The sequence below is a fragment of the Brachybacterium tyrofermentans genome (assembly GCF_014897585.1).
GTDB classification, from domain to species: Bacteria; Actinomycetota; Actinomycetes; order Actinomycetales; family Dermabacteraceae; genus Brachybacterium; species Brachybacterium tyrofermentans.
Window position 1 is genome coordinate 71172 of sequence record NZ_JABUXW010000010.1, and the last position, 20631, is coordinate 91802.

The 20631-nt window shown below is 70.7% G+C and carries 17 protein-coding genes; 8 read left to right on the plus strand and 9 right to left on the minus strand.

Features of this window, described 5'->3' with window-relative positions:
- The first annotated feature begins 107 nt into the window (after positions 1-107).
- Together INT49_RS09025 and INT49_RS09030 are read left to right on the plus strand one after the other, a co-directional pair.
- Positions 108-1337, plus strand: a complete 1230-nt coding sequence (locus INT49_RS09025; protein ID WP_193117405.1) for a coenzyme F420-0:L-glutamate ligase — start codon at positions 108-110, stop codon at positions 1335-1337.
- Positions 1334-2068 (plus strand): TIGR03089 family protein, encoded by a 735-nt coding sequence (locus INT49_RS09030; protein ID WP_193117406.1) that lies wholly within the window; start codon positions 1334-1336, stop codon positions 2066-2068. Before INT49_RS09025 ends, INT49_RS09030 begins: the two co-directional genes overlap by 4 nt.
- A gap of 56 nt (positions 2069-2124) precedes the next feature.
- Here the strand turns inward: INT49_RS09030 and INT49_RS09035 are convergent, their stop codons facing one another.
- The 6 genes from INT49_RS09035 to INT49_RS09060 form a co-directional block, all read right to left on the minus strand.
- Positions 2125-2895, minus strand: coding sequence for an ABC transporter ATP-binding protein (locus INT49_RS09035; RefSeq protein WP_193117407.1), 771 nt, complete (start codon positions 2893-2895; stop codon positions 2125-2127).
- Positions 2896-2908: 13 nt separating this feature from the next.
- The gene (locus INT49_RS09040) at positions 2909-3844 is read right to left on the minus strand and encodes an ABC transporter permease (protein ID WP_193117408.1); all 936 of its coding nucleotides are present in this window, start codon (positions 3842-3844) and stop codon (positions 2909-2911) included.
- A complete protein-coding gene (locus INT49_RS09045) occupies positions 3841-5970 on the minus strand; it encodes a glycosyltransferase (protein ID WP_193117409.1) in 2130 nt (709 codons plus the stop codon). Before INT49_RS09045 ends, INT49_RS09040 begins: the two co-directional genes overlap by 4 nt.
- Before the next feature lie 58 nt (positions 5971-6028).
- Complete coding sequence (gene glf / locus INT49_RS09050) at positions 6029-7189, minus strand: UDP-galactopyranose mutase (protein ID WP_193117410.1); 1161 nt, start codon at positions 7187-7189, stop codon at positions 6029-6031.
- A gap of 118 nt (positions 7190-7307) precedes the next feature.
- Complete coding sequence (locus INT49_RS09055) at positions 7308-8225, minus strand: glycosyltransferase (protein WP_319021562.1); 918 nt, start codon at positions 8223-8225, stop codon at positions 7308-7310.
- Positions 8222-9229 (minus strand): glycosyltransferase, encoded by a 1008-nt coding sequence (locus tag INT49_RS09060; protein WP_193117411.1) that lies wholly within the window; start codon positions 9227-9229, stop codon positions 8222-8224. The genes INT49_RS09055 and INT49_RS09060 overlap by 4 nt, the downstream gene beginning before the upstream one ends.
- A 304-nt stretch (positions 9230-9533) precedes the next feature.
- On the opposite strand from INT49_RS09060, the gene INT49_RS09065 reads away from it, so the two are divergent.
- The gene (locus INT49_RS09065; RefSeq protein ID WP_319021563.1) at positions 9534-10739 is read left to right on the plus strand and encodes an LCP family protein; all 1206 of its coding nucleotides are present in this window, start codon (positions 9534-9536) and stop codon (positions 10737-10739) included.
- A 187-nt stretch (positions 10740-10926) separates the two neighbouring features.
- A complete protein-coding gene (locus INT49_RS09070) occupies positions 10927-12501 on the plus strand; it encodes an ankyrin repeat domain-containing protein (RefSeq protein WP_193117412.1) in 1575 nt (524 codons plus the stop codon).
- Between the two features lie 53 nt (positions 12502-12554).
- On the opposite strand, the gene INT49_RS09075 is transcribed toward INT49_RS09070, so the two are convergent.
- Positions 12555-13274 (minus strand): glycosyltransferase family 2 protein, encoded by a 720-nt coding sequence (locus INT49_RS09075; RefSeq protein ID WP_193117413.1) that lies wholly within the window; start codon positions 13272-13274, stop codon positions 12555-12557.
- 166 nt (positions 13275-13440) lie between these two features.
- On the opposite strand from INT49_RS09075, the gene INT49_RS09080 reads away from it, so the two are divergent.
- Genes INT49_RS09080 through INT49_RS09095 form a run of 4 tightly spaced genes read left to right on the plus strand, consistent with a single transcriptional unit; the run spans position 13441 to position 18271 of the window.
- Positions 13441-14766, plus strand: coding sequence for a nucleotide sugar dehydrogenase (locus INT49_RS09080; RefSeq protein WP_193117414.1), 1326 nt, complete (start codon positions 13441-13443; stop codon positions 14764-14766).
- 4 nt (positions 14767-14770) lie between these two features.
- The gene (locus INT49_RS09085) at positions 14771-15196 is read left to right on the plus strand and encodes a DUF2304 domain-containing protein (RefSeq protein ID WP_193117415.1); all 426 of its coding nucleotides are present in this window, start codon (positions 14771-14773) and stop codon (positions 15194-15196) included.
- Positions 15193-17145, plus strand: coding sequence for a DUF6541 family protein (locus INT49_RS09090; protein ID WP_193117416.1), 1953 nt, complete (start codon positions 15193-15195; stop codon positions 17143-17145). Before INT49_RS09085 ends, INT49_RS09090 begins: the two co-directional genes overlap by 4 nt.
- The gene (locus INT49_RS09095) at positions 17132-18271 is read left to right on the plus strand and encodes an acyltransferase (RefSeq protein ID WP_193117417.1); all 1140 of its coding nucleotides are present in this window, start codon (positions 17132-17134) and stop codon (positions 18269-18271) included. The genes INT49_RS09090 and INT49_RS09095 overlap by 14 nt, the downstream gene beginning before the upstream one ends.
- 19 nt (positions 18272-18290) lie before the next feature.
- Here the strand turns inward: INT49_RS09095 and INT49_RS09100 are convergent, their stop codons facing one another.
- Both INT49_RS09100 and wecB read right to left on the minus strand, forming a co-directional pair.
- Positions 18291-19514, minus strand: a complete 1224-nt coding sequence (locus INT49_RS09100) for a glycosyltransferase (RefSeq protein ID WP_193117418.1) — start codon at positions 19512-19514, stop codon at positions 18291-18293.
- Positions 19514-20578: a non-hydrolyzing UDP-N-acetylglucosamine 2-epimerase gene (gene wecB, locus INT49_RS09105; RefSeq protein WP_193117419.1), complete on the minus strand. Its 1065-nt coding sequence runs from the start codon at positions 20576-20578 to the stop codon at positions 19514-19516. The genes INT49_RS09100 and wecB overlap by 1 nt, the downstream gene beginning before the upstream one ends.
- Between the last annotated feature and the right edge of the window lie 53 nt (positions 20579-20631).

Consider the following 20631-nt stretch of genomic DNA (forward strand, 5'->3'; position numbering starts at 1 on the left):
AAGGCCCGTTATCACCCTAAAATACACGCATGTAGTTATGGCCCGTCAAGCGGGCCCGGCGCGTCGCCCCTGCTGAACGCCCCGAATCACAGACCCGGGAGGATCACGTGACCACGTCACCGCATCGACAGGCCTCCGCGGCGGCGGGCGAACAGTCGACCGTACAGCCGGCGACCTGGACGCCGTCCCGGCCGGTTCCCGGTCAGGTGAACATCCTCCCCGTGCTGGGGATCGGCGAGATCCGCGCCGGGGACGACCTCGCCGGCGTGCTGCTCCCCGCGCTGCAGGCGATGGATGTCCAGGACGGCGACGTGCTGTGCGTCTCGACCAAGATCGTCTCCAAGGCGCTGGGGCTCCGCGTCGATCCCGAGCACCGAGATACCGCCGTGGACTCGGCCGCCGTGCGCACCGTCGCGCGGCGACGGCATACCCGCGTCGTCACCTCGGTGGTGCAGATCGCCTCGGGGCCCGTGATGGCGGCCGCCGGGGTGGACTCCTCCAACGCCCCCGACGGCCCGCTGCTGCTTCCCGAGGATCCCGACGCCTGCGCGCGTGACCTGCACCGATCCCTGTCCGATGTGCTCGGGATCCGGATCGGGGTGCTCCTGACGGACACCTCCTCGAGGATCTGGCGGGTGGGCGTGGGGGACATCGCCCTGGGAGCCGCCGGGGTCACCTCCCTGCAGGACCTGCGCGGCGGGGCGGACGCGGACGGACGGGCCTTGACCGTCACCGTGCGCAACCTCGCCGATGAGCTCGCCGCAGCGGCCGACCTCGTCAAGGGCAAAGCAAGCGGGGTGCCCGCCGCTCTCGTGCGCGGCGTGCACGCTGCGACGGACGGCGCAGTGCCCGCCCGGGAGCTCTCCCGCACCGGCGAGGACGACTGGTTCCGCCGTCCGAGCCTGGAATCCGTCTGGGTGGCGCTCGGCCTGGAACCGCATCAGGAGCCGATCGCCAGAATGTCCCCCGAGCCCGTGGCCGAACGGATAGACCGTGCCCTCGCGGTCGCCGCGATCCCTCGGCACGGCGACCCGGGCCACCGTGCCGTCGCGCGCCTCGTGCCCGCCCCAGGCACCGCCTCCTCCGGTCCCGACCGATCGGACGGTCCGGGTGGTCCGGACGGGCTGGAGGATCTGGAGGGGCTGGGTGGTCCGGCCCTCTCCACCGACGCACGCATCGAGGTCGTCCCGGCCGGCCCCGATCCCGAGAACTGGATCGCGGCCGGCTCCCTCGCCGAGAGGATCCGCGTCGCTCTGGGCGCGGAGTCCCTCGGCGCCGCTCTGCCGACCCTGGCGATCGACATCGTCCGCCCCGAGATCCCGGAGGATCACCGATGAGCACCGACCTGAACACCCAGCTGCTGTCGACTCTCGAGCGGAGCGGACCGAATCCGGCCCTCGCCTGGTACGGGGAGGCTGCCCGCATCGAGCTGTCCGGGCATGTGCTCGCCAACTGGGTGATCAAGACGATCGGGCACCTCCATGACGAGCTCGCCCTCGAGCCCGGGGACACGGTGGTGCTCGATCTCCCCGCCCACTGGAAGCGTCTGGTGCTGGCGATCGCGGCCTGGTCGCTCGGCGCCGAGGTCACGGTGCTCGATGGACGTGGCGCCGCGGTGTCGGCGGAGGCTGACCTCTCGGCGGAGCAACCCGCAGGAGCACCGGCAGCTGTCCCGCAGGAGCCCCGCGTGGTGGCCACCGATCGTCCGGAGTCACCGCTGGCCCAGTCCGCGGACGAGCTCCTCGTGCTCGAGCCCGTCTCCCTGACGCCCCGCTACAGCGGGCATCTGCCGGCGCTGGCCCACGACTGGGTGAGCGAGGTGCGTGCCCATCCGGATCAGCTCGGCGTGATCCTGCCTGCCTGGAGCGGCCCGGCTCCCGAGCAGTCGACCTCCGAGCAGTCGGAGCCCGCCGCAGGGACGCCGCCGCGCCTGCTGGTCCCGGAGGACGGCTGCGGCTCGATGCCCGCCGTGCTGCGCGTTCTGCTCGCCGGGGGCGGGATCGTCAGCCCCTCGGCGATGGTGACCGAGCGTCAGGCGAGCGACGAGGCGGTCACGGGGACCGCCTGAGCGCAGACGCGATGGGACGGGACGGGACGGCCTGAGCGCTGTCGCGACCCGGAGGATCAGCTGGCGCGCAGGGTCGCGACGGCCTCGGTCGGGTCCCCGTCGTAGATGACCGTGCCCTTGCGCAGCACCACGATCCGGGTGCACAGCTTCTCGAGCATCTCGAGCTCGTGGGAGACCACCACCATGGTGCGGCCCGCGGCCTGCAGCTCCCTGATCCGCTCGAGGCACTTGCGCTGGAAGGGCTCGTCACCCACCGAGAGGATCTCGTCGACCAAGAAGATGTCCGGCTCCGTGTGCACCGCGACGGAGAACGCGAGGCGCAGGAACATGCCCGAGCTGTAGTACTTCACGTCCGTGTCGATGAACTCCTCGATCTCGCTGAACGCGACGATCTCGTCGAACCTCGCATCGATCTGCTCCCGGCTCATCCCGAGGATCGCCCCGTTGAGGTAGACGTTCTCACGACCCGAGAGATCCGGATGGAAGCCGGCGCCCACCTCGATCAGACCGGCCACTCGTCCGCGCAGGATCACGCGGCCGTGATCGGGGAAGAGCACCCCGGAGATGGTCTTGAGCAGCGTGGACTTGCCGGACCCGTTGAAGCCGATCAGGCCCACGGTCTCGCCGGCGTGCACGGTCAGATCCACATCGTCCAGGGCCAGGAAGGTGTCGGAGAGCTTCTTCTTCTGCAGCGCGGAGAACACCAGCTCCTTGAACGAATGGTCATGACGCAGGGAGAACTCTTTGGTCACGTGCTGGATGCGCACCATCTCGCGGTCCGTGGGGACGGCCGCGGATTCGGGGACATCCTGGATGTTCGGACTCATCGCTCCGCTCCCCTCACAGTTCCTGGGCGAAGCGCCGCTTGGAGCGCTCGAACACGACGGTGCCGATGACGAAGGTGGCCACGGCGATGAGCAGACCGGCCCACCACAGACCGAACGGCTCCCCCGGTGTGGCGAGGGTCGGATCCATGGGCAGCTTGTCCACCACCGGACCGGAGTACCGCCAGAAGGCGACGTGGAAGAGCTCCACCACGATCGTCAGCGGGTTCAGCTGATAGAGCCACCACCAGATCGTGCCGCCGATCGACTCCTCCACCATGGAGATGCGGTAGAGCACCGGCGAGAGCCAGGTCGCGACCATGACGATGAGGTCCACGAAGTTCTCGACATCGCGGAACGCGGCGTTCAGCGCGGCGGCGAGCATGCCCAGCCCCATCGTGAACACCAGCAGGATCACCATGCCCAGCCCGAAGGCGACCATCGAGGTCGGGGATGGCAGCCATCCCGACAGCAGCGCCCCCACCACGAGCACCAGCAGCTGCGGCAGGAAATGCACGAGCGCCACGATCATGCTCGACCAGGGAAAGAGCTGGCTGGGCAGATAGATCTTCGCCACCAGCGCGCCGTTGCCCGTGATGGACCTCGTGGCATTGCCGAACACCTCGCCGAAGAGGTTGATCACGACGATGCCGCTGAAGAGGTAGACGGCGTAGCCGGGGGTCCCCTTGGACAGCTGCAGGAACACCCCGAGCGCGATGTAGAAGACGATGAACTGCACCGCGGGCTTCACATAGCTCCACAGCATGCCGAGCATGCTGCCGCGGTAGCGCACACGCAGCTCCTTGCGCACCAGCAGGCGCAGCAGGAACCGTTCCCGGATCGGGTTCAGCCAGCCCGCGTCCTGCCCAGGTGCCCGCCATCCCTGCGCCTGCTCGGCGCGGGTGGGGACCAGGGGCAGAGACGCCCGGGGCTCGACGGCCTCCGCGGTCACGCCGGAGCGCTTCCCGTCGAGGAGGCGGCCTCGGGGCCGTGGTCCTGGGCGGCACGATCCTGTTCGCGCACCGGCGCAGGGTTCGCGGCGAAGGTCTTCTCCCACTCCGCGAAGGAGGTGATGTGCTGGGCGGCCTGCTGGTAGGAGCGCTGCAGCTCGGGCCAGCGTCGGTGCAGATCCAGGTGCGTTCGCACGGCCGCGCCGAGCATCGCCCTCACCCGGCGCGGATCGCGCTTGTACCAGGAGACCTGGGTCCCCTCCGCGTTCGAGACCAGGGCGCTGTCGTAGGCGGACAGCCGCCACCACTTCGCATCGAGGTGAGCGATCGCGGCCTGCGGGTGCTCCTCCGAGCGCGAGGTCGGCGTCTTCACCAGCTGCTTGGCCAGGACCTTCCCCGTCCACGCCGGCAGCTTCAGGGGCGTCGGCTCGGTGAACGGCTTCCCCTTGCGCGGAGGCTTGTCCAGATGGACCGACGGGAAGTGGTCCTGGTCCTTCTTCGAGGTCGCATCGTCGAACTGCGCGGCCATCGCCCGGATCTCGGGGAGCTTGGTGCCGATGGACGGATGCAGCGCCTCGGGGCCGTCGAGAACGTCGCGCTGCGCAAGCAGACGCCCGGCCTCGGTGAAGTACTGCATGGAGATCAGGTGCTTGATGTCCAGGAACTGCGACTCCTTGATCACTCGCCCGCCCCGCGCGTACGGCGAGTGCAGCAGCGCCGTGATGATCCGGTTGCGCTCGTGGAAGTAGGCCTGCCAGCCCACCAGATCGTCCTTGTCGACCCAGCTCATGTGCCAGACCCCGGCACCGGGCAGGGAGACCGTGGGATAGCCGGCCTTCTTCGCGCGCAGGCCGTATTCGGCGTCGTCCCACTTGATGAACACCGGCAGGCTGAGACCGACCGCCCGCACCGTCTCGGTGGGGATCAGGCAGCTCCACCAGCCGTTGTAGTCGACGTCGGCCCGGCGGTGCAGCCAGGGCGTGGACCGCAGCGGCTCCTGGGCGAAGTCATGCCCCATGGAGGCGCCCGGGTTCGCCAGCGACGGCTGGATCCTCCAGGGATCGACGACCTCGCCGAAGGTGTGCAGCACGCTGCGGTTGTTGAGATCGAACATGTGCGCGCCGACGATGGTCGGCTTCGTGGCGAAGTCCGCGAAGGTCGCCATCCGGATCAGGGACTCCGACTCCAGCACGATGTCGTCATCGCAGTTGACCACGTAGGTCGAGGTGCCGGTGGTGGCCGCCTCGTACATGCCGCGGGAGAACCCGCCGGACCCGCCGATGTTGCCCTGCTCGATGATCTGCAGCTGCTCGCCGAGGAGCTCCTGCAGCGGTGCCAGCTGCTCGGGGTGGTCGCGCAGCCGATCCGACCCCTGGTCGACGACGTACATCACGTCCAGCAGCTCGCGCAGTGCCGGGTCCTCCGCGACGGTCCGGATGTTGTCGAGGCAGTACGGGACCTTGTTCATCGTCGTCATCCCGATGGAGAAGGTGCCCTCGGTGCGGGCGAGGTCGGCGTCCGCCGTCCACTCCGCGCCGAGGATCGTGAGGTCCTGACCGCCGGCGAAGGCATCGAACCAGTACCAGCCGCCGTCGCCGAAGGCCGTCAGCGGCAGATCGAAGACCTGCTCCGAGCGGCCCGCCGTCACCGTGCGCGACTCCTGGCGCTGGAGGGTGCCGCGAGCGGTGGACCGCATGATGATGAGGTGGCCCCGGCCTGCGGTGCGGATGGTGAGCCGCACTGAGCGGACGGGGGTCCAGCGTCGCCAGTAGCTGGCCGGGAAGGCGTTGAAGTACGTGCCGAAGGACCGCATCGAGCGTGCCGGGATCCGCACCGAGTGCCGATCGCTGAGCTCGCTGACGTCCACCGGGGCCTGCACCGCGCCGCGCGCCGCGGCGCCGGCATCCGCGGTGGCCTCGTTCGCCGGGGCCTCGCCCAGGCCGAAGGCACCTCCGGTGGCACCCGAGCGGGCATCCTCCGCCTCGATGTACAGCGGAACGATGTCCGGGGAGGCCTCGTAGGGGAGGATCAGCCGTTGCAGCAGCCGCTGCGGGGCGCGCTCGGGGGTCGAGTCCTCAGCGGTGGAGTCCTGTGCGGACGGAGTCAGGGTGGGGGCGTTGGCGTTCATGATGCTCCTCGTCGGCGATCGTCACGGGCCCCACGATCCTGACCGTGGGGCTCATAGGTCACGCGCGCAGCAGGTCGGGCAGCTTGTTGTCGGCCATGGACAGGGCCGCGCCGATGGCCATGTGCATGTCCAGGTACTGGTAAGTGCCCAGGCGCCCGCCGAACAGCGTGCGGGGCTCGGCGTCGGCGAGCTCGCGGTAGGCCAGCAGCCGCTCGCGGTCGCTGCCGGAGTTGATCGGGTAGTACGGCTCGTCACCGGTCTCCGCGAAGCGCGAGTACTCGCGCTGGATCACGGTGCGGTCCGAGGGGTAGTGGTCACGCTCAGGATGGAAGTGGCGCGGCTCGATGATCCGCGTGTAGGGAACCTCGGCGTCCGCGTAGTTCATCACCGAGGTGCCCTGGAAGTCGCCCACATCGAGGTGCTCGGTCTCCAGGTCGATGGTGCGCCAGCCCAGCTCGCCGAGCTCGAAGTCGAAGTAGCGGTCCACGGGCCCGGTGTAGACGACCGGGATGTTCCCGCGGGTGGCGTCCTTGTTCAGCGGCTGCGAGGTGTCGAAGTAGTCGGTGTCCAGCTGCACCTCGATGTTCGGATGATCTGCCATCCGCTCGAGCCACGCGGTGTAGCCCTGGGTGGGGAGCCCCTCGTGGGTGTCGTTGAAGTACCGGTTGTTGTACGTGTAGCGCACCGGGAGCCGCGAGATGATCGAGGCGGGCAGGTCCTTGGGGTCGGTCTGCCACTGCTTCCCGGTGTAGTTCTTGATGAATGCCTCGTACAGCGGGCGACCGATGAGGGAGACGCCCTTCTCGTCGAGGTTCTCGGGGTCCGTGCCCGCGAGCTCACCGGCCTGCTCGGCGATCAGCGCCCGCGCCTCGTCGGGCGTGTAGGCGGCTCCGAAGAACTGGTTGACCGTGCCGAGGTTGATCGGCAGCGGGTACACGACGCCCTTGTGGGTGGTGTGCACCGTGTGCTGGTAGCCGGTGAAGGTGGTGAACCGGTTGACGTACTCCCAGACCTTCTCGTTCGAGGTGTGGAAGAGGTGCGCACCGTACTTGTGGACCTCGATCCCGGTCTGCTCGTCGGTCTCGGAGTAGGCGTTGCCGCCGACGTGCGGGCGCCTGTCGATGATCGTCACCTTGGCGCCGTGCTCGACGGCGGCCCGCTCGGCGATGGTCAGGCCATACAGGCCGGAACCCACGATCAGGAGGTCAGGAGTCGACACAGGAGGTCCTTTCGAAGCAGGCGGCGGTCCGCTGGGGACCCGTTCACAGTAGCGGAGCGTCCCTGCCGCTCTCCTGCGGTCCGACGAGTCCTCGCAGGACCCGCCGTGGACGTCACATTCAGGCCGAACTCTCGATGAACTTTCGGTAACCGATTCGTCGCAGCTGCCCGGGGATGAAGCGGTAGACGCCACGCAGCACCAGGTTCCGCAGGAACTGGAAGGGCGTCGTGACACGGTCGAGGACGAAGCGACGCTGCAGGAACAGATCGCTCGAATACAGGCGCCATCCACCGCGCCGGGCGAACAGATCCTCGTCGACGCGGTAGTCGACGACGACCTCGTCGATATTGCCCATGCGGGCGCCGCCGAGCATCATCCTCTCCCACAGCCAGTAGTCCTCCAGCAGCGGGAGCGCCCGGTACCCGCCCACGGCGAGCGCGACAGACCGCCGCATCACCACGGTGGGGTGGTGGAAGGGACTGTGGTGCGGGAGATACTCTACGATCTGGTCGTGCTCCAGCGGGCGGGAGCGCAGCGGGCCCTCGCCCGGAGCGATCCGATCGTTGAACTCGCGCATCGAGCCGCCCAGCAGGTCCAGGGGGGCGAGCGCCGCTGATGCACGGGCAGCGGCGGGCGATTTCTCCGCGCCCGCGCCGCCCTGCATGCGCGGGATCTGCAGCGCGAAGCGCTCCGGGCGGCAGATGTCGTCGGCGTCGGCCCGAGCCACCAGCTCGTGGGGCGAGGCCTCGAGCCCGTCCTGCAGCGCCGCGGCCACGCCGCGATGCGCGTCATGTCGAAGCACCTCGGCCGGGCCGAACTCGCCGTCGAGAACGCGGGCGACGAGATCCTCCAGACCTGCGGGAAGGGGCCCGTCGACCGTGAGGAGGAGGAGATCGGGGCGCAGCTGCTGAGCGAGGGTCGCCGAGGTGATGGCGAGCTCGACCCGCTCCGGGACGTCCCGCCCCCACAACGGCATGAGCACCACGAACGGCGGCGTGCCCCGGTCCGATGCCGGGGCGCCGCGCGGGGCGGTCACCGGCCGGCCGCCCGTTCGATGGCCCGCACGTCGGCCGCGACCTCGGCGTCCATCTGCAGCACCTGCACCGACGGGCGAGGCCCGCGGCGCAGCGCATCCATCAGCCCGCGCACTCCGACGCCCAGCAGGTCGCCACGGTGCCGCAGCAGCTGACCGGCCCAGCCGAGCAGCGTGCGACCGCCATGGAGCACCTTCTCGCCCGGGCTGAAGGAGGTGGTGCGCAGCAGCGCCCACAGGCGATTGCGCACGTCGTAGTAGAAGCGCGATCCCGGGTTGGTCTGGGCGTTGCTGAACAGGACGGTGCGGTGCTCCACGACCGAGGAGGGGACCTGCAGACCACGGCCGTGTCGGAGCAACCGCCCCGTGTGCTCGAAGTCGTCGGACCAGATGAAGTAGTCGGCATAGGGCAGCCCCAGCCGGCGCACGTCCTGTCCGTTGAGGAGGGCCGAGACATAGCTCGCAGTGCGGATCGGCCGCCCCCCGGCGCGGGCGGCATCCGCCTTCTCCTGCGCGTTCGCGTCCAGGCGGGTGCGCTGGGTGTTCATGGGATGGTCGCGACCATCGGTCCACACCGCGCGCGAGCTGAGGACGCTCAGCCGCACGGGCGAGGCCTCCAGAGCGTGCAGCAGTGCGGCGAGGGCACCGGGGCGCGGGACGGTGTCGTCGTCCATCACCCACACCCAGTCCGCGTCGTGCCGCACGAGGGCGCGCGCGATCCCGGCGGCGAAGCCCCCCGCCCCGCCCACGTTGCGGCGGAGATGGACGACGTCCGCCCCGATCCGGTGCTCGTCGGCCACGGTGCCGCTCGCGTCGCTGGAGGCGTTGTCGATGACCACGACGGCATCCGGGCGCCGCTCCTGGGAGTCGAGCGCGTCGAGGCACTCGCCGAGCAGCTGAGCACGGTTGTAGGTGACTACCACGGCGACTATCCGGGCGGTCGTCGCGTCGGGGTGCGCGGTCCCTGGGTGCGGCGTCGGGCCGACTGCGGGTGCGGAATGGGTCACAGCGCCTCCTGCGGGTGGTCGTGGCCGCGGAACGGCACGTCACCCAGTGTACGGAGGCCGCAGAATATCGAGGACCTCTGGGGATGACGACGCTGTGAAGGTTCCTAGGAGGTTCTGCTCATGCTGGACATTCCGACCGTGCCGAGCCCCGCCGTCGCCCCGCGGACCGCTACCCTGGCGAACGCCGTGCACATCGGGGACGGCTTCGGACGGCCCCGGAACAGCACACCACGTGCACCCCGCACCCTCGAGACCCTCGAGACCCTCGAGACCTCAGAACATCCCGGCCGGGAAGGAGACAGCTGTGAGCGATCACCAGCCCCCGCGCTCCTCGCGACCAGGAGGGCCGCGACGCCCCGCCGGGCACAGGGCCCGCGCCGGAGGCAGCGCCCGTCCGGTCCCGCGATCACCCCGTCAGGGACCCACCGCTGGTTCCACGCCCACCCGGGCGCTCCCGGTGTCCGAGGAGCCCGATGCCGGGATCCGCAGCGGATCGTCCACGCGGGCTGAGGCCGGGCACGACCCGGTCGCTCCCCCGCCCCCAGGGCCCGCACGCAGCACCCGTCGCCGATCCCGGTTCCCGCGGCCCCTGCGGCTCGGGGCGACGCTCATGGTGCTGGTGCTCGTCGTCGTGGTGGGCTGGGTTGCCGGGCTGGTGCTGTGGGCTGACAGCCGCATCGAGCACGTCGACGCCCTCTCCGGGATCGAGAACACCGAGGGGACCACCTACCTGATCGCGGGCTCCGACCGGCGCGGCGGCGACGCCGTGGACGACGACGGGACCGAGGGCGCCCGGACCGACACGATCATGCTCCTGCACAAGGCGCGCAACGGGAACAGCTACCTGATCTCCCTCCCCCGCGACACCCTCGTGGACATCCCCGGCCGCGGCGGCTACAAGCTCAACGCCGCCTATGCCTTCGGCGGTGCACCGCTCCTGGTCGAGACCGTCGAGGAGTTCACCGGCCTGACCATCGACCACTACGTGGAGATCGGCTTCGACGGCGTCTCGGGCATGGTCGACGCCGTGGACCATGTGAACCTGTGCATCGATCGGGACGTGGACGACAAGAAGTCCGGCCTGTCCATGACCGAGGGCTGCCACGACGTGGGCGGCGAACAGGCTCTGGCCTTCGTCCGAGCCCGCTACTTCGACCCCACCGCGGACATCGGGCGGCAGCAGCGCCAGCAGCAGTTCGTCAGCGCGCTCATGGACCGCGTCACCTCCCCGGCCGTCCTGCTGAACCCGTTCAGCCAGGTCAAGCTCGCCGGGGCCGGCTCGGACTCGCTCGTCACGAGCGAGGGCACCGGCATCTTCACGGTGGGCCGGATGGCTCTGACCGCCCGCAGCGCCATGAGCGCGGGAACGCTGACGATGCCCGTGGAGAATCCGGAGTTCCAGACCCAGAACTCCGGGGTCGCGATCCTCACCGACGACGCGGACATCGCCACCTTCTTCGACTCGGTCGAGGACGGCTCGGCCGAGGCCACCGCCGCGGACGGTGCCTGACCCGCTCCTGACCGTGTTCGTGAACCCGTGGGACATCGGCCGTCCCGCCGCCTAGGATGGATGGTGGCGAGCCGGTGGCGCCTCCCGCCCACGGGAAGGGCACAGCCCGCACCGGACACGAGCACGAGGACGTCCGTCTCCCCTCCTGCCCGACCCAGTGGGCACCGGGCCCGGAGCGGAGGCCGCCATGTCCCAGCTGAACCTGCCCGACCATCCCGATCTCTCCCACCTGCGCCGTCAGGCGAAGTCCCTGCGCGACCGCGTGCGACGCGGCGACCAGCAGGCGATCGACCAGGTGAGCGACCACCATCCCGAAGCGCGGGCCCTCGTGCCCCTGCTGGGCGCGGAGGGCACCTCCCCGCCGTTCGCGCTGGCCGATGCACAGCTGACCCTCTCCCGGGCGTACGGCTTCCCCTCCTGGCCCGCACTGCGGCGACACGTCGACGAGGTGCACCGTCTGACCCGTCGGCCCCATCTCGCCCCGCTCGGCACCGGGGCGGACCGGCTGCTCCGGCTCGCCTGCTTGGACTACGGTTCGACGACCCGTGGCAGCTCAGCGGAGGCGGCCGTGCTCCTCGCCGCCGATCCCTCCCTCTCCCGCGCGAGCCTGGCCACGGCCGCCGCGACCGGGGATCTGCTCGCGGCTCGCGAGATCCTCGAGGCGGATCCCTCCGCCGTGCACCGCGAGGACGGGCCATTCGGCTGGACGCCGCTGCTGTACCTGACCTATTCCCGGCTCGGCGGCGCACCGGGGCCGCTCACCGAGCGTCAGATCGATCACCTGGGCGTGGCCCGCCTCCTCCTCGCAGCCGGTGCCGATCCGAACGCGGGTTTCCTCTGGGACGGCCTGACCTCTCCGTTCACGGCCCTGACCGGGGCTTTCGGTGGCGGTGAGCAGGGGGCTCCCCCGCACCCCCAGGAGCTGGAGCTGGCTCGGCTGCTCCTCGAGGCAGGAGCATCGGCGAACGACAGCCAGACGATCTACAACCGCGGCGCGGGCGATGCCCATGCCCGGGACGACACCGAATACCTCGAACTGCTGCTGCAGGCCGGGCTGGGACGCGGTGACGGCGGGCCCTGGCACCGGCTGCTCGCTCCCCGGCATCCAGCTCCCCGCCAGCTCCTCGCCGAGGCGCTCCAGCACGCCGCCCATGCGGGGCTCCCCCGCCGGGTCCGACTGCTCCTGGACCACGGCGCGGATCCCGACCTGCGCAGCACCCATCCTGTGTACTTCGGCCGCAGCCCCTACGAGGAGGCGGTGCTCCAGGGGAACCCTGGGGTCTCCGACCTGCTCGAGAGGGCCGGCGCCGCGACGTCCTCCGTCGGCGACCCGGAGCGAGTGGTCGGGGAGCTCCTGGCCCCGGCAGGGTCCGACGGAACCAGCACACGATCGGACGGAGGACCAGCCGGAGGATCAGCAGGAAGGTCAGCAGGCTCTGGGGCCGACGCCGCGCTGCTGGACGTGGTGCGGCAACGTCACCCCGACCTCGTCGCACGCGCCGCGGCCGCCGGCCGGGCCGACGCGATCGAGCGCTGCCTCGGTCACGGCTTCGGGATCGACGCCCGAACCCCGGCCGGGCTCACGGCCCTGCACGAGGCCGCGGTGCGGGGAGACACCGGAATCGTCACGCTGCTGCTCTCCCGGGGTGCCGATCCGGAGCTGCGTGATCCCCAGCACGGGGCGACGCCGGGGGGATGGGCCGCGCACGGCGGGCACGACGAGCTCGCGGCGCTCCTGCACTCCGCCGCCGAGGACGGCTGAGAACCGCTGGGCGCCGTGGGGCCGGCTCAGCGGACTCCGCGGACGTGGAGAACTCAGCGGAAGAGCATGTCGATGACGATGTTGACCGAGTTCAGCATCGACTGGCCCTTCGAGCGGGAATAGTCGGTGTACAGGATGTGTACCGGGTGCTCCCGCACGGTGAACTTATGGCGACCGATCTCCTCGACGATCTCTGAGGCGTGGGCCATGCGGTTCTGCTCGATCGCGATCTTCTCGCAGGCCTCGCGACCGATCACCCGCAGGCCGTTGTGCGCGTCGGTGAGCTTCACCCCGCTGGTGAGATTCGTGTACCAGACCGCACCGCGCAGAACGATGCGCTTGAGCAGGCCGGGCTTGGTCCGGGAGTCCAGGAAACGGGACCCCAGCACGATGTCCACGCCCTCCGCGTCACGCATTGCGATCATCGCGGCGGCGTCATCGACCTGATGCTGCCCGTCCGAGTCGAAGGTCACGATCTGCCGCATCCCCGGGTCGCGCAGTGCGTAGTCGATGCCGGTCTTCAGCGCGGCGCCCTGGCCCATGTTGAAGGGGTGGCGCACGACCGCGGCACCGGCGCGCGCGGCGATGGCCGCCGAGTCATCCTGGCTCCCGTCGTCGACCGCGACCACGAGCGGATAGCGGGTGCGCAGGTCACGGATGACATCCCCCACCACCTGACCCTCGTTGAACAAGGGGACGACGAACCAGGTCGTGTCCGCTCCCGGGGACGTCTCCTCGACGACTGCTTCGCGCGGGGGCTCGGGGGTGCTCACGGGCTCTCCTTCTGGCTGACGACCGGGGCAGGGCACGATGTCGAGGCGTCGCAGGGCGACGCTCCGGAACGGTCGATGACGATACTCTGTCACGGTGGACCGCTGATGACGGTCACCGTCGTGCATGCGACACCGATCCCGGTGTCGGACTAGGAGGAACCCCGCCGTGAAAACTGCTGTCGTCGCCCTGGGAAAGATCGGACTGCCGCTCGCCGTGCAGTTCGCCGATGCCGGCCATGAGGTGATCGGTGTCGACACCAACCCCCGCCAGGTGGAGCTGATCAACCAGGCCACCGAACCGTTCCCCGGCGAAGCCCACCTCCAGGAGAAGCTCTCCGAGCTGGTCCCGGCCGGGAAGCTGACGGCCACCACCGACTACGCCGAGGCGATCCCCGGGGTGGACGCCGTGGTGATCGTGGTGCCGCTGTTCGTGAACGATGCGACCTGGGAGCCGGACTTCGGCTGGATGGACGCCGCCACGAAGTCCCTCGCCGAGCACCTCACCCCCGGCACCCTGGTCTCCTACGAGACCACCCTCCCGGTGGGCACGCTGCGCACCCGGTTCGTGCCGATGATCGAGGAGATCTCCGGGCTGAAGGAATCGACGGATTTCTTCGCCGTGTTCTCCCCCGAGCGGGTCCTGACCGGACGCGTGTTCGAGGACCTGCGCAAGTACCCCAAGCTGATCGGCGCTCTGACCGAGGCGGGCACGCAGCGGGCCCGCGAGTTCTACGAGTCCGCGCTCCAGTTCGATGAGCGCCCCGATCTGAACAAGCCCAACGGGGTGTGGGACCTGGGGTCACCGGAGGCCTCGGAGCTGGCGAAGCTCGCCGAGACCACCTACCGCGATGTGAACATCGGCCTCGCCAACGAGTTCGCGCTGTTCGCACAGGACAACGGCATCGACGTGTACAAGGTCATCGAGGCGTCGAACTCGCAGCCCTACTCCCACATCCACCAGCCCGGCATCGCGGTGGGCGGGCACTGCATCCCCGTCTACCCGCGCCTGTACCTCTCGACCGATCCGCGGGCCGAGACGGTGCGCACCGCCCGCACGCTGAACGCGTCGGTCCCCGCGAAGCTCGTCGAGCGGGCCTCGGGCCTGCTCGGTGAGCTGAAGGGCCTCAAGGCCGTGGTGCTCGGCGCCTCGTACCGCACCGGGGTGAAGGAGACCGCGTTCTCCGGCGTGTTCCCCGTGGTCGAGGCGCTGCGTGAGCATGGCGCCGAGGTCGCGGTCCACGACACGTACTACGACGATGCCGAGCTCGAGGGCTTCGGCTGGGCCCCGTACCACGTGGGCGAGGCCGCGGACCTGGTGATCGTGCAGACCAACCACGCCGAGTACAAGGACCTCACCGCCGCGGACGTGCCCGGGGTGAAGCTCATCGTGGACGGCCGCAACATCACCACCGCCGAGAACTGGACGGGCACGCCCCGCCTCGTCCTCGGCGACGGCTCCGCCTCCACCCACCAGCAGGCCGAGGAGGCCTGACCTCGTGGGTGAGCACGAGCTGATCCTCGCCCTGGTCCCCGCGCTCGACGTGGGCAGCCGCACCTTCATCATCCAGCTCCTGCTGGTGCTCGGGATCGTGGCGATCATCGCGTGGCTGTTCATCAAGCGCGGTGCGAAGCAGCTGGCCGTGCGCCGGCTGCTGGTCATCGCCTTCGCGGCCTTCGCCGTGCTGACCGTGATGTTCCCCGGGATGCTGAGCCGGGTGGCGAACCTGGTCGGGGTTGGCCGTGGTGCCGACCTGCTGCTGTACGCGACCGTGCTCGTCCTGCTGGGCTTCCTCGCCCTGCAGGAGGCACGCACCAAGGCAGCGGAGAAGCGCACCACGTACCTGGCCCGTCGGCTCGCCCTCGACGAGGCGGTGCCCCCGTCGCAGTACCGCGCAGAGGCGCTGCCCCGATCCGATAGGTGACCCCGCTGCTCTCCCTGCTCCTGACCATCCTGGTCGTCCTCGCCGCGGCATACCTTCCGGGGTATGTCGCGGTGAGGGCGCTCGACGGGTCGCGCCTGCTCGCCCTGGCGCTCGCTCCGGCACTGGCCGCGGCGATCGCCGGGATCAGCGCGGTGGCCGCGTCCGTCCTGGCATGGCACTGGTCGATGCTGCCGTTCCTTCTCGGCGCGGCCGTCCTCCTCGCCGTGGCCTTCGGGCTGCGCCGACTGGGCGTTCGCCTGCCGTCCACCATCCTGGACGGTGCGCTGTCACCGCGCCGTGCGGTCCCGGGCGGGGCCCTGTGGATGATCGGCGCTCTTGCCGTCTCGCTCGTGCCGATCGCGATCCGGGCCGGGCGGCCCGACGCGATCCTCGAGCGCTGGGACACCCTGTACCACCTCTCGGCCCTGCAGCGGATCCGGGAGACGGGGGACGCCTCCTCCCTGCACGTCGGCTCCGTCTCGAACTCCGCGGGCGATCCCACCTTCTACCCCGCAGCCTTCCACGCCCTCGCCGCGGTGGTCCCCGGGGTCACCACGCCCACCCTGCTCAACGGCACGGTCCTGGCCCTGGCGGTCGTGCCCTGGATCCTGGGCATCGCCCTGCTGGCCCGTGCCCTGTTCCCCACCACCGGATGGGCACCGTTCGCCGCTGCGATCACGGCCGCGCTGATCCCTGCCAGCCCCGTGGACCTGTGGATGCACCTCTCCCCCGTCCCGAACCTGTCCGGCTTCGCCGCGCTGCCCGGGGTGATCGCTGCGGCGGCCGCCCTCTGGGGCGCCCTGCTCCCCCGGTTCACGCTGCGGCCCGTCGTGGCATCGCTCCTCGTGCTGGGCCTCGCCGGGGCTGGCCTGGGGCTCATGCATCCGAACGTCGCGGTCACCGCCCTGATCCTGCTCACCGCGCTCACCGCGGTGACCGGCGCCTCGTCCTGGCGGCGGCGTCCCTGGCTGGTCGTGGTGCCGGTGCTCACCCTGCTCCCGGTGGTCCTGCTCTCGTACACCCCGCTCGGGTCCCAGGTGACCGGGTTCAACGGCGGGCTGGTGGTGCAGTGGTGGCTCGCCCTCGGCGAAGTCGCTCTGGGCCTGCTGACGGTGTGGCCGATGGCGCTCGGCGTCGTCCTGGCGGTGCTGTGGTGGCCGGGCCTGATCTCGGCGTTCCGCACAGCCACCTGGCGCTGGCTCGCCGTCGCCTGGGTGGTGATCGCGGTGATCTACCTCGATGCGGCGCTCGACTCCCCGCTGAACCTGTCGACCCTGTACTACCGCGGCCAGGACCGGGTCTCGATGCCGCTCGCGATGCTCTCCGCCGTGCTCGTGGTGCCCGGCCTCCAGGCCTGGGCGAGGCTGCTGGTTCGCTCGCGGGGCGAGGCCCGCACTCCGGGCGCCGCTCGCGCTGATCTCCGACCGGCTCGGACGGTGACGGTGATCCTCGTGATCGCCGCAGTCGCCGCGGCCCTCTCGTCGGTGCCCAGCCGCTCCGACAACGCCGCCAAGAACCTCGCCGCCGACTATCCCGGCCGGGGCCGGTTCCTCCAGGCCGACGAGCGTGCGCTGTTCGAGCAGTACGTGCCGGAGATGGATCAGGACGGCACCCTGCTCGCCAGCCCGTTCTCCGGCGGCGCGCACCTGTACGCCATGTTCGGTCAGGATGTGCGCCTGCCCGTGGCCGGGATGGCCTATACGGACCTGGACCGGCAGCTCATCTACGCGACCGAGGATGCCGCGACGGATCCGGCGTCGTGCCGGGTGCTCGAGGAGAACGGGATCCACTACGTGTACCAGGAACGGATGCCATACAACCGTCACACCACGTCCGACTCCCTGAACGTCGCCGGCCCCGACCTGGGCATCGTGCTCTTCGAGACGGATCACTCGCGGATGATCCAGATCGACTGCGATCCCGGGGACGGGAGCTATGACCCTGCCTGAGAAGGCCGGTCAGCAGAACCGACCTGCGGCGGAACCGCACGTCCCGGTCTCGCCCCCCGCCGAGGCTGTCCCCGCTGTGCCCAGTTCGCCCGCAGTGCGCCGCTATGCGCCGGTGCTGGACCTGATCCGGATCCTCGCGGTGCTCGGCGTCGTGTGCGTGCACGTCCTCGCCGACCATCTCGAGCCGAGCTCGCCGATCGTCCTGCACATGCTGCGATCCCTGCTGTCGACCGCCGTGCCCACCTTCCTCATGATCTCCGGCGCGCTGAACCTCGCTCCCGCCGCCCTGCGGCACGGCTCGGGCCGGTTCCTCGGCCGGCGACTGCGCCGGCTCCTGCCCGCCACCGTGGTGTGGACGGCGTTCTATCTGCTGGTGATGAACGTGCTGGTCCCCGTCGGCCCCGTGGACTGGCGGGAGCAGGCCTCCTTGCTGGTCACCGCCGAGACCTATCCCCACCTGTACTTCCTGCCCCTGATCATCGGCCTGACCCTCATCTCCCCGGTCCTGGCCACCTATGTCGGGGACTCGGGCCGACGCGCCTGGGTCACCGGGGCGGTGTGCGCGCTGTGGGCCCTGGTGGTGATCGCGCTCCCGTTCCTCACCGAGGGTCTGCTCGGGGAGGCGGTGGTGCCGCTCCCGCTGGGGTCGATGACGTACTTCCTGCCGTACATCGGCTACTACGTCCTGGGCCGCGCCGCCTGGGCCGCGCCGGTGTCCCGCCGGACCTCGATGCTCCTGCTGCTGATCGCGGTGCCGGCTCTCACCGCGGCGACCACCTGGGCCTACCGATCCCCCGTGACGCAGACCCCTCCGGGCCAGGCACTTCTGCCCACCTATCTGACGCCGACGGTGATGCTGCTCGCTCTGGCCCTCGTCATCGCCGTCATGGCACTGGGCCGGGGCTGGAGAGCCTCCGCAGGCATGGAGTCGGCACTGCGCACCCTCGGCGACGCGACCTTCGGCGTGTTCCTGGCGCACTTCGCGATCCTGGTGGCGCTGCGCGGCGCCGGGTTCCCCGAGGGGTCGCCGCTCGCGGTGCTCGCCCTGATCGTCGTGGTGGCCATGCTCTCCACCGGCTTCACCCTGATGGGGAAGCGGATCCCGGGACTGCGCACGATCCTGTGAGGAAGGATCCCGCGGTTTCTCAGCCGTCCCGGGTGCTGCGCTCCTCGAGGCTCGCGAGCACCTGCTCGGCGCCCTGCATCGCGCAGCCGCCGAGCGAGGCGTTCTCGAGCGTCCAGCGGCGCAGGTGCTGCGGATCCGCCCCGCCCTCGCCGTGGCCCTCACCCTCGAGCGCCGCACGCATCGCCTCGGCGACGTGCTCGGCATCGTGGTCGCAGGCCCAGCCCAGCGCATTGTCCCGGATCCGGTCGTGGGCGGCGCCCTCGCCGGCGTGGATCACGGGGGTCCCGGTCGACGTCGCGGCGTAGATCTTGGTGGGCAGGGCGAACTCGTAGCCCTGGCCGGGAGTGATCGAGGACAGCCCGGCGGCGGCCCCCCGCAGGTGCGCGGCGACCTGGGCGGGCGGGATCTTGTCGCGGAACTCGATCCCCTCGATGCCCTCCGCGCGCACCCGTGCCTCGAGCGCATCGCGGCCGGAGCCCTCGGAGAAGAACAGCAGCCGCGCCGTGGGGTGGGTGGCGCGCACCCGGGCGAAGGCGTCGACGAACACGCCCGCGCCCTGCCACTCGGAGACGGTCCCGGCATAGACGAAGTAGGGGCCCTGCTCGCCGCCGGTCCCGCCCTGATCGCTGAAGGTGTCGGTGTCGATGCCGTTGCCGACCATCACCAGGCTCGGTCGGGAGCCGATGAGCTCCTCGAGCCGGTGCTGGACCCCCGGGGAGATCGTCAGCACGCGCGCCGCCCGCTTCCACACGGTCTTCTCGGCCCAGCGCACGACGGTGCGCACGAGCGTCGGCACGCCGTCGACGCTCTCGGTCGCATCGGACCAGACGTCGGCCGCGTAGAAGGTGTACGGGACCCGACGGATCGCCGCCGCGACCATCCCGACCATGCCCGTGGTGGGCGGCGGCTCGAGCACGAGCGCATCCATCGGGCGCTGCAGCAGCAGGCGCAGCGCGAGCGGGAGGTCGAAGCTCAGGTACGAGACGTAGCCGCGCACCTGGCCCTGCGAGTCGCGCTTGACCGGCCAGCGGGACACCTTCCGGGCCCGCGAGCGGACGCTCCCTGCACCGGGCGCGGTGGTGGTCAGCACCGTGACCTCTGCGCCGGCCCGTTCGAGCGCGAGCACGAGCGCCTCCTGCCGGAACGCGGCCGCGACCGGCTCCGGGGTGTAGACGCGGGTCGCGACGACGACGTGCGGGGGCCTGGTGCGGCCGCGCCGGCGGGCGGTGCGCGAGCGGGCCATCAGGCGCGCTCGCGGAGGGCGTCGATGCTGCGCAGGGAGGCGTGGCCGTCGCCGTAGTGGGCTGGGCGGTCCGCTGTGGGGCGGGGGCGCATCACGGCGGCGGTGAGGTCGGCGGGTTCGGGCACGAGGCGGTTCCAGTCGTTCTCGAGGGTCTCGACCCATTCGGTCTCGGTGCGCACGGTGGAGCCGGGGGTGCCCAGGAGGTAGGCCTCCTTCTGGAGGCCGCCGGAGTCGGTGACCACGGCGCGTGCGTGCTGCACGGCGTTGATCAGGTCGGGGTAGGCGACGGGGGCGCCGACGTGGACGGCGCCGCCGGCGAGCTCGATGCCGGCGTCCTTCGCCTTGGCGACGAGGCGGGGGTGGGCGAACAGGGCCAGGGGCATGTCGAGGGCCTGGAGGGCCTCGATGATGCCGCGCAGCCGGGCCGGGTCGTCGGTGTTGTCGGCGCGGTGGATGGTCGCGACGGCGTAGTCCGCGGCGGGGTCGATGCCCTCGGGCAGTGCGACCGGGGTGTCCTCGAGGGAGGCGGCGACGCGCAGGCACACGTCGGTCATGACGTCGCCGGTGACGACGGTGCGGTCGGTGAGCCCCTCGGCGGCGAGGTGCGCGCGGGCGACCTCGGTGGGCGCCAGGAGGAGGTCCGCGGCGTGGTCGGTGATGACGCGGTTGTGCTCCTCGGGCATGCGGCGGTTGAAGGAGCGCAGGCCGGCTTCGAGGTGGGCGACCTTGAGGTGCATCTTCACGGCGGAGAGGGTGCCGGCGAGGGTGGAGTTGGTGTCTCCGTAGACGAGGGTCCAGTCGGGCTGGTGCTCCTCGAGGACCTCGTCCATGCCGGCGAGCATGGCGCCGGTCTGGCGGCCGTGGGAGCCGGAGCCGATGGCGAGGTTCACGTCGGGCGCCGGGATCCGCAGGTCGGCGAAGAACACGTCGCTCATGGCGGCGTCGTAGTGCTGTCCGGTGTGGACGATGATGTGCTCGACGTCGTCGCGCTGGGCGGCGGCGTCCGCGATCGCGGCGAGCTTGACGAACTGCGGGCGGGCGCCCACGACGGACAGGATCTTCACAGCTTCGGGTTCCTTCCGGGTACGGGTCCCCCGGTGCCGGGGGTTGTCTCGAG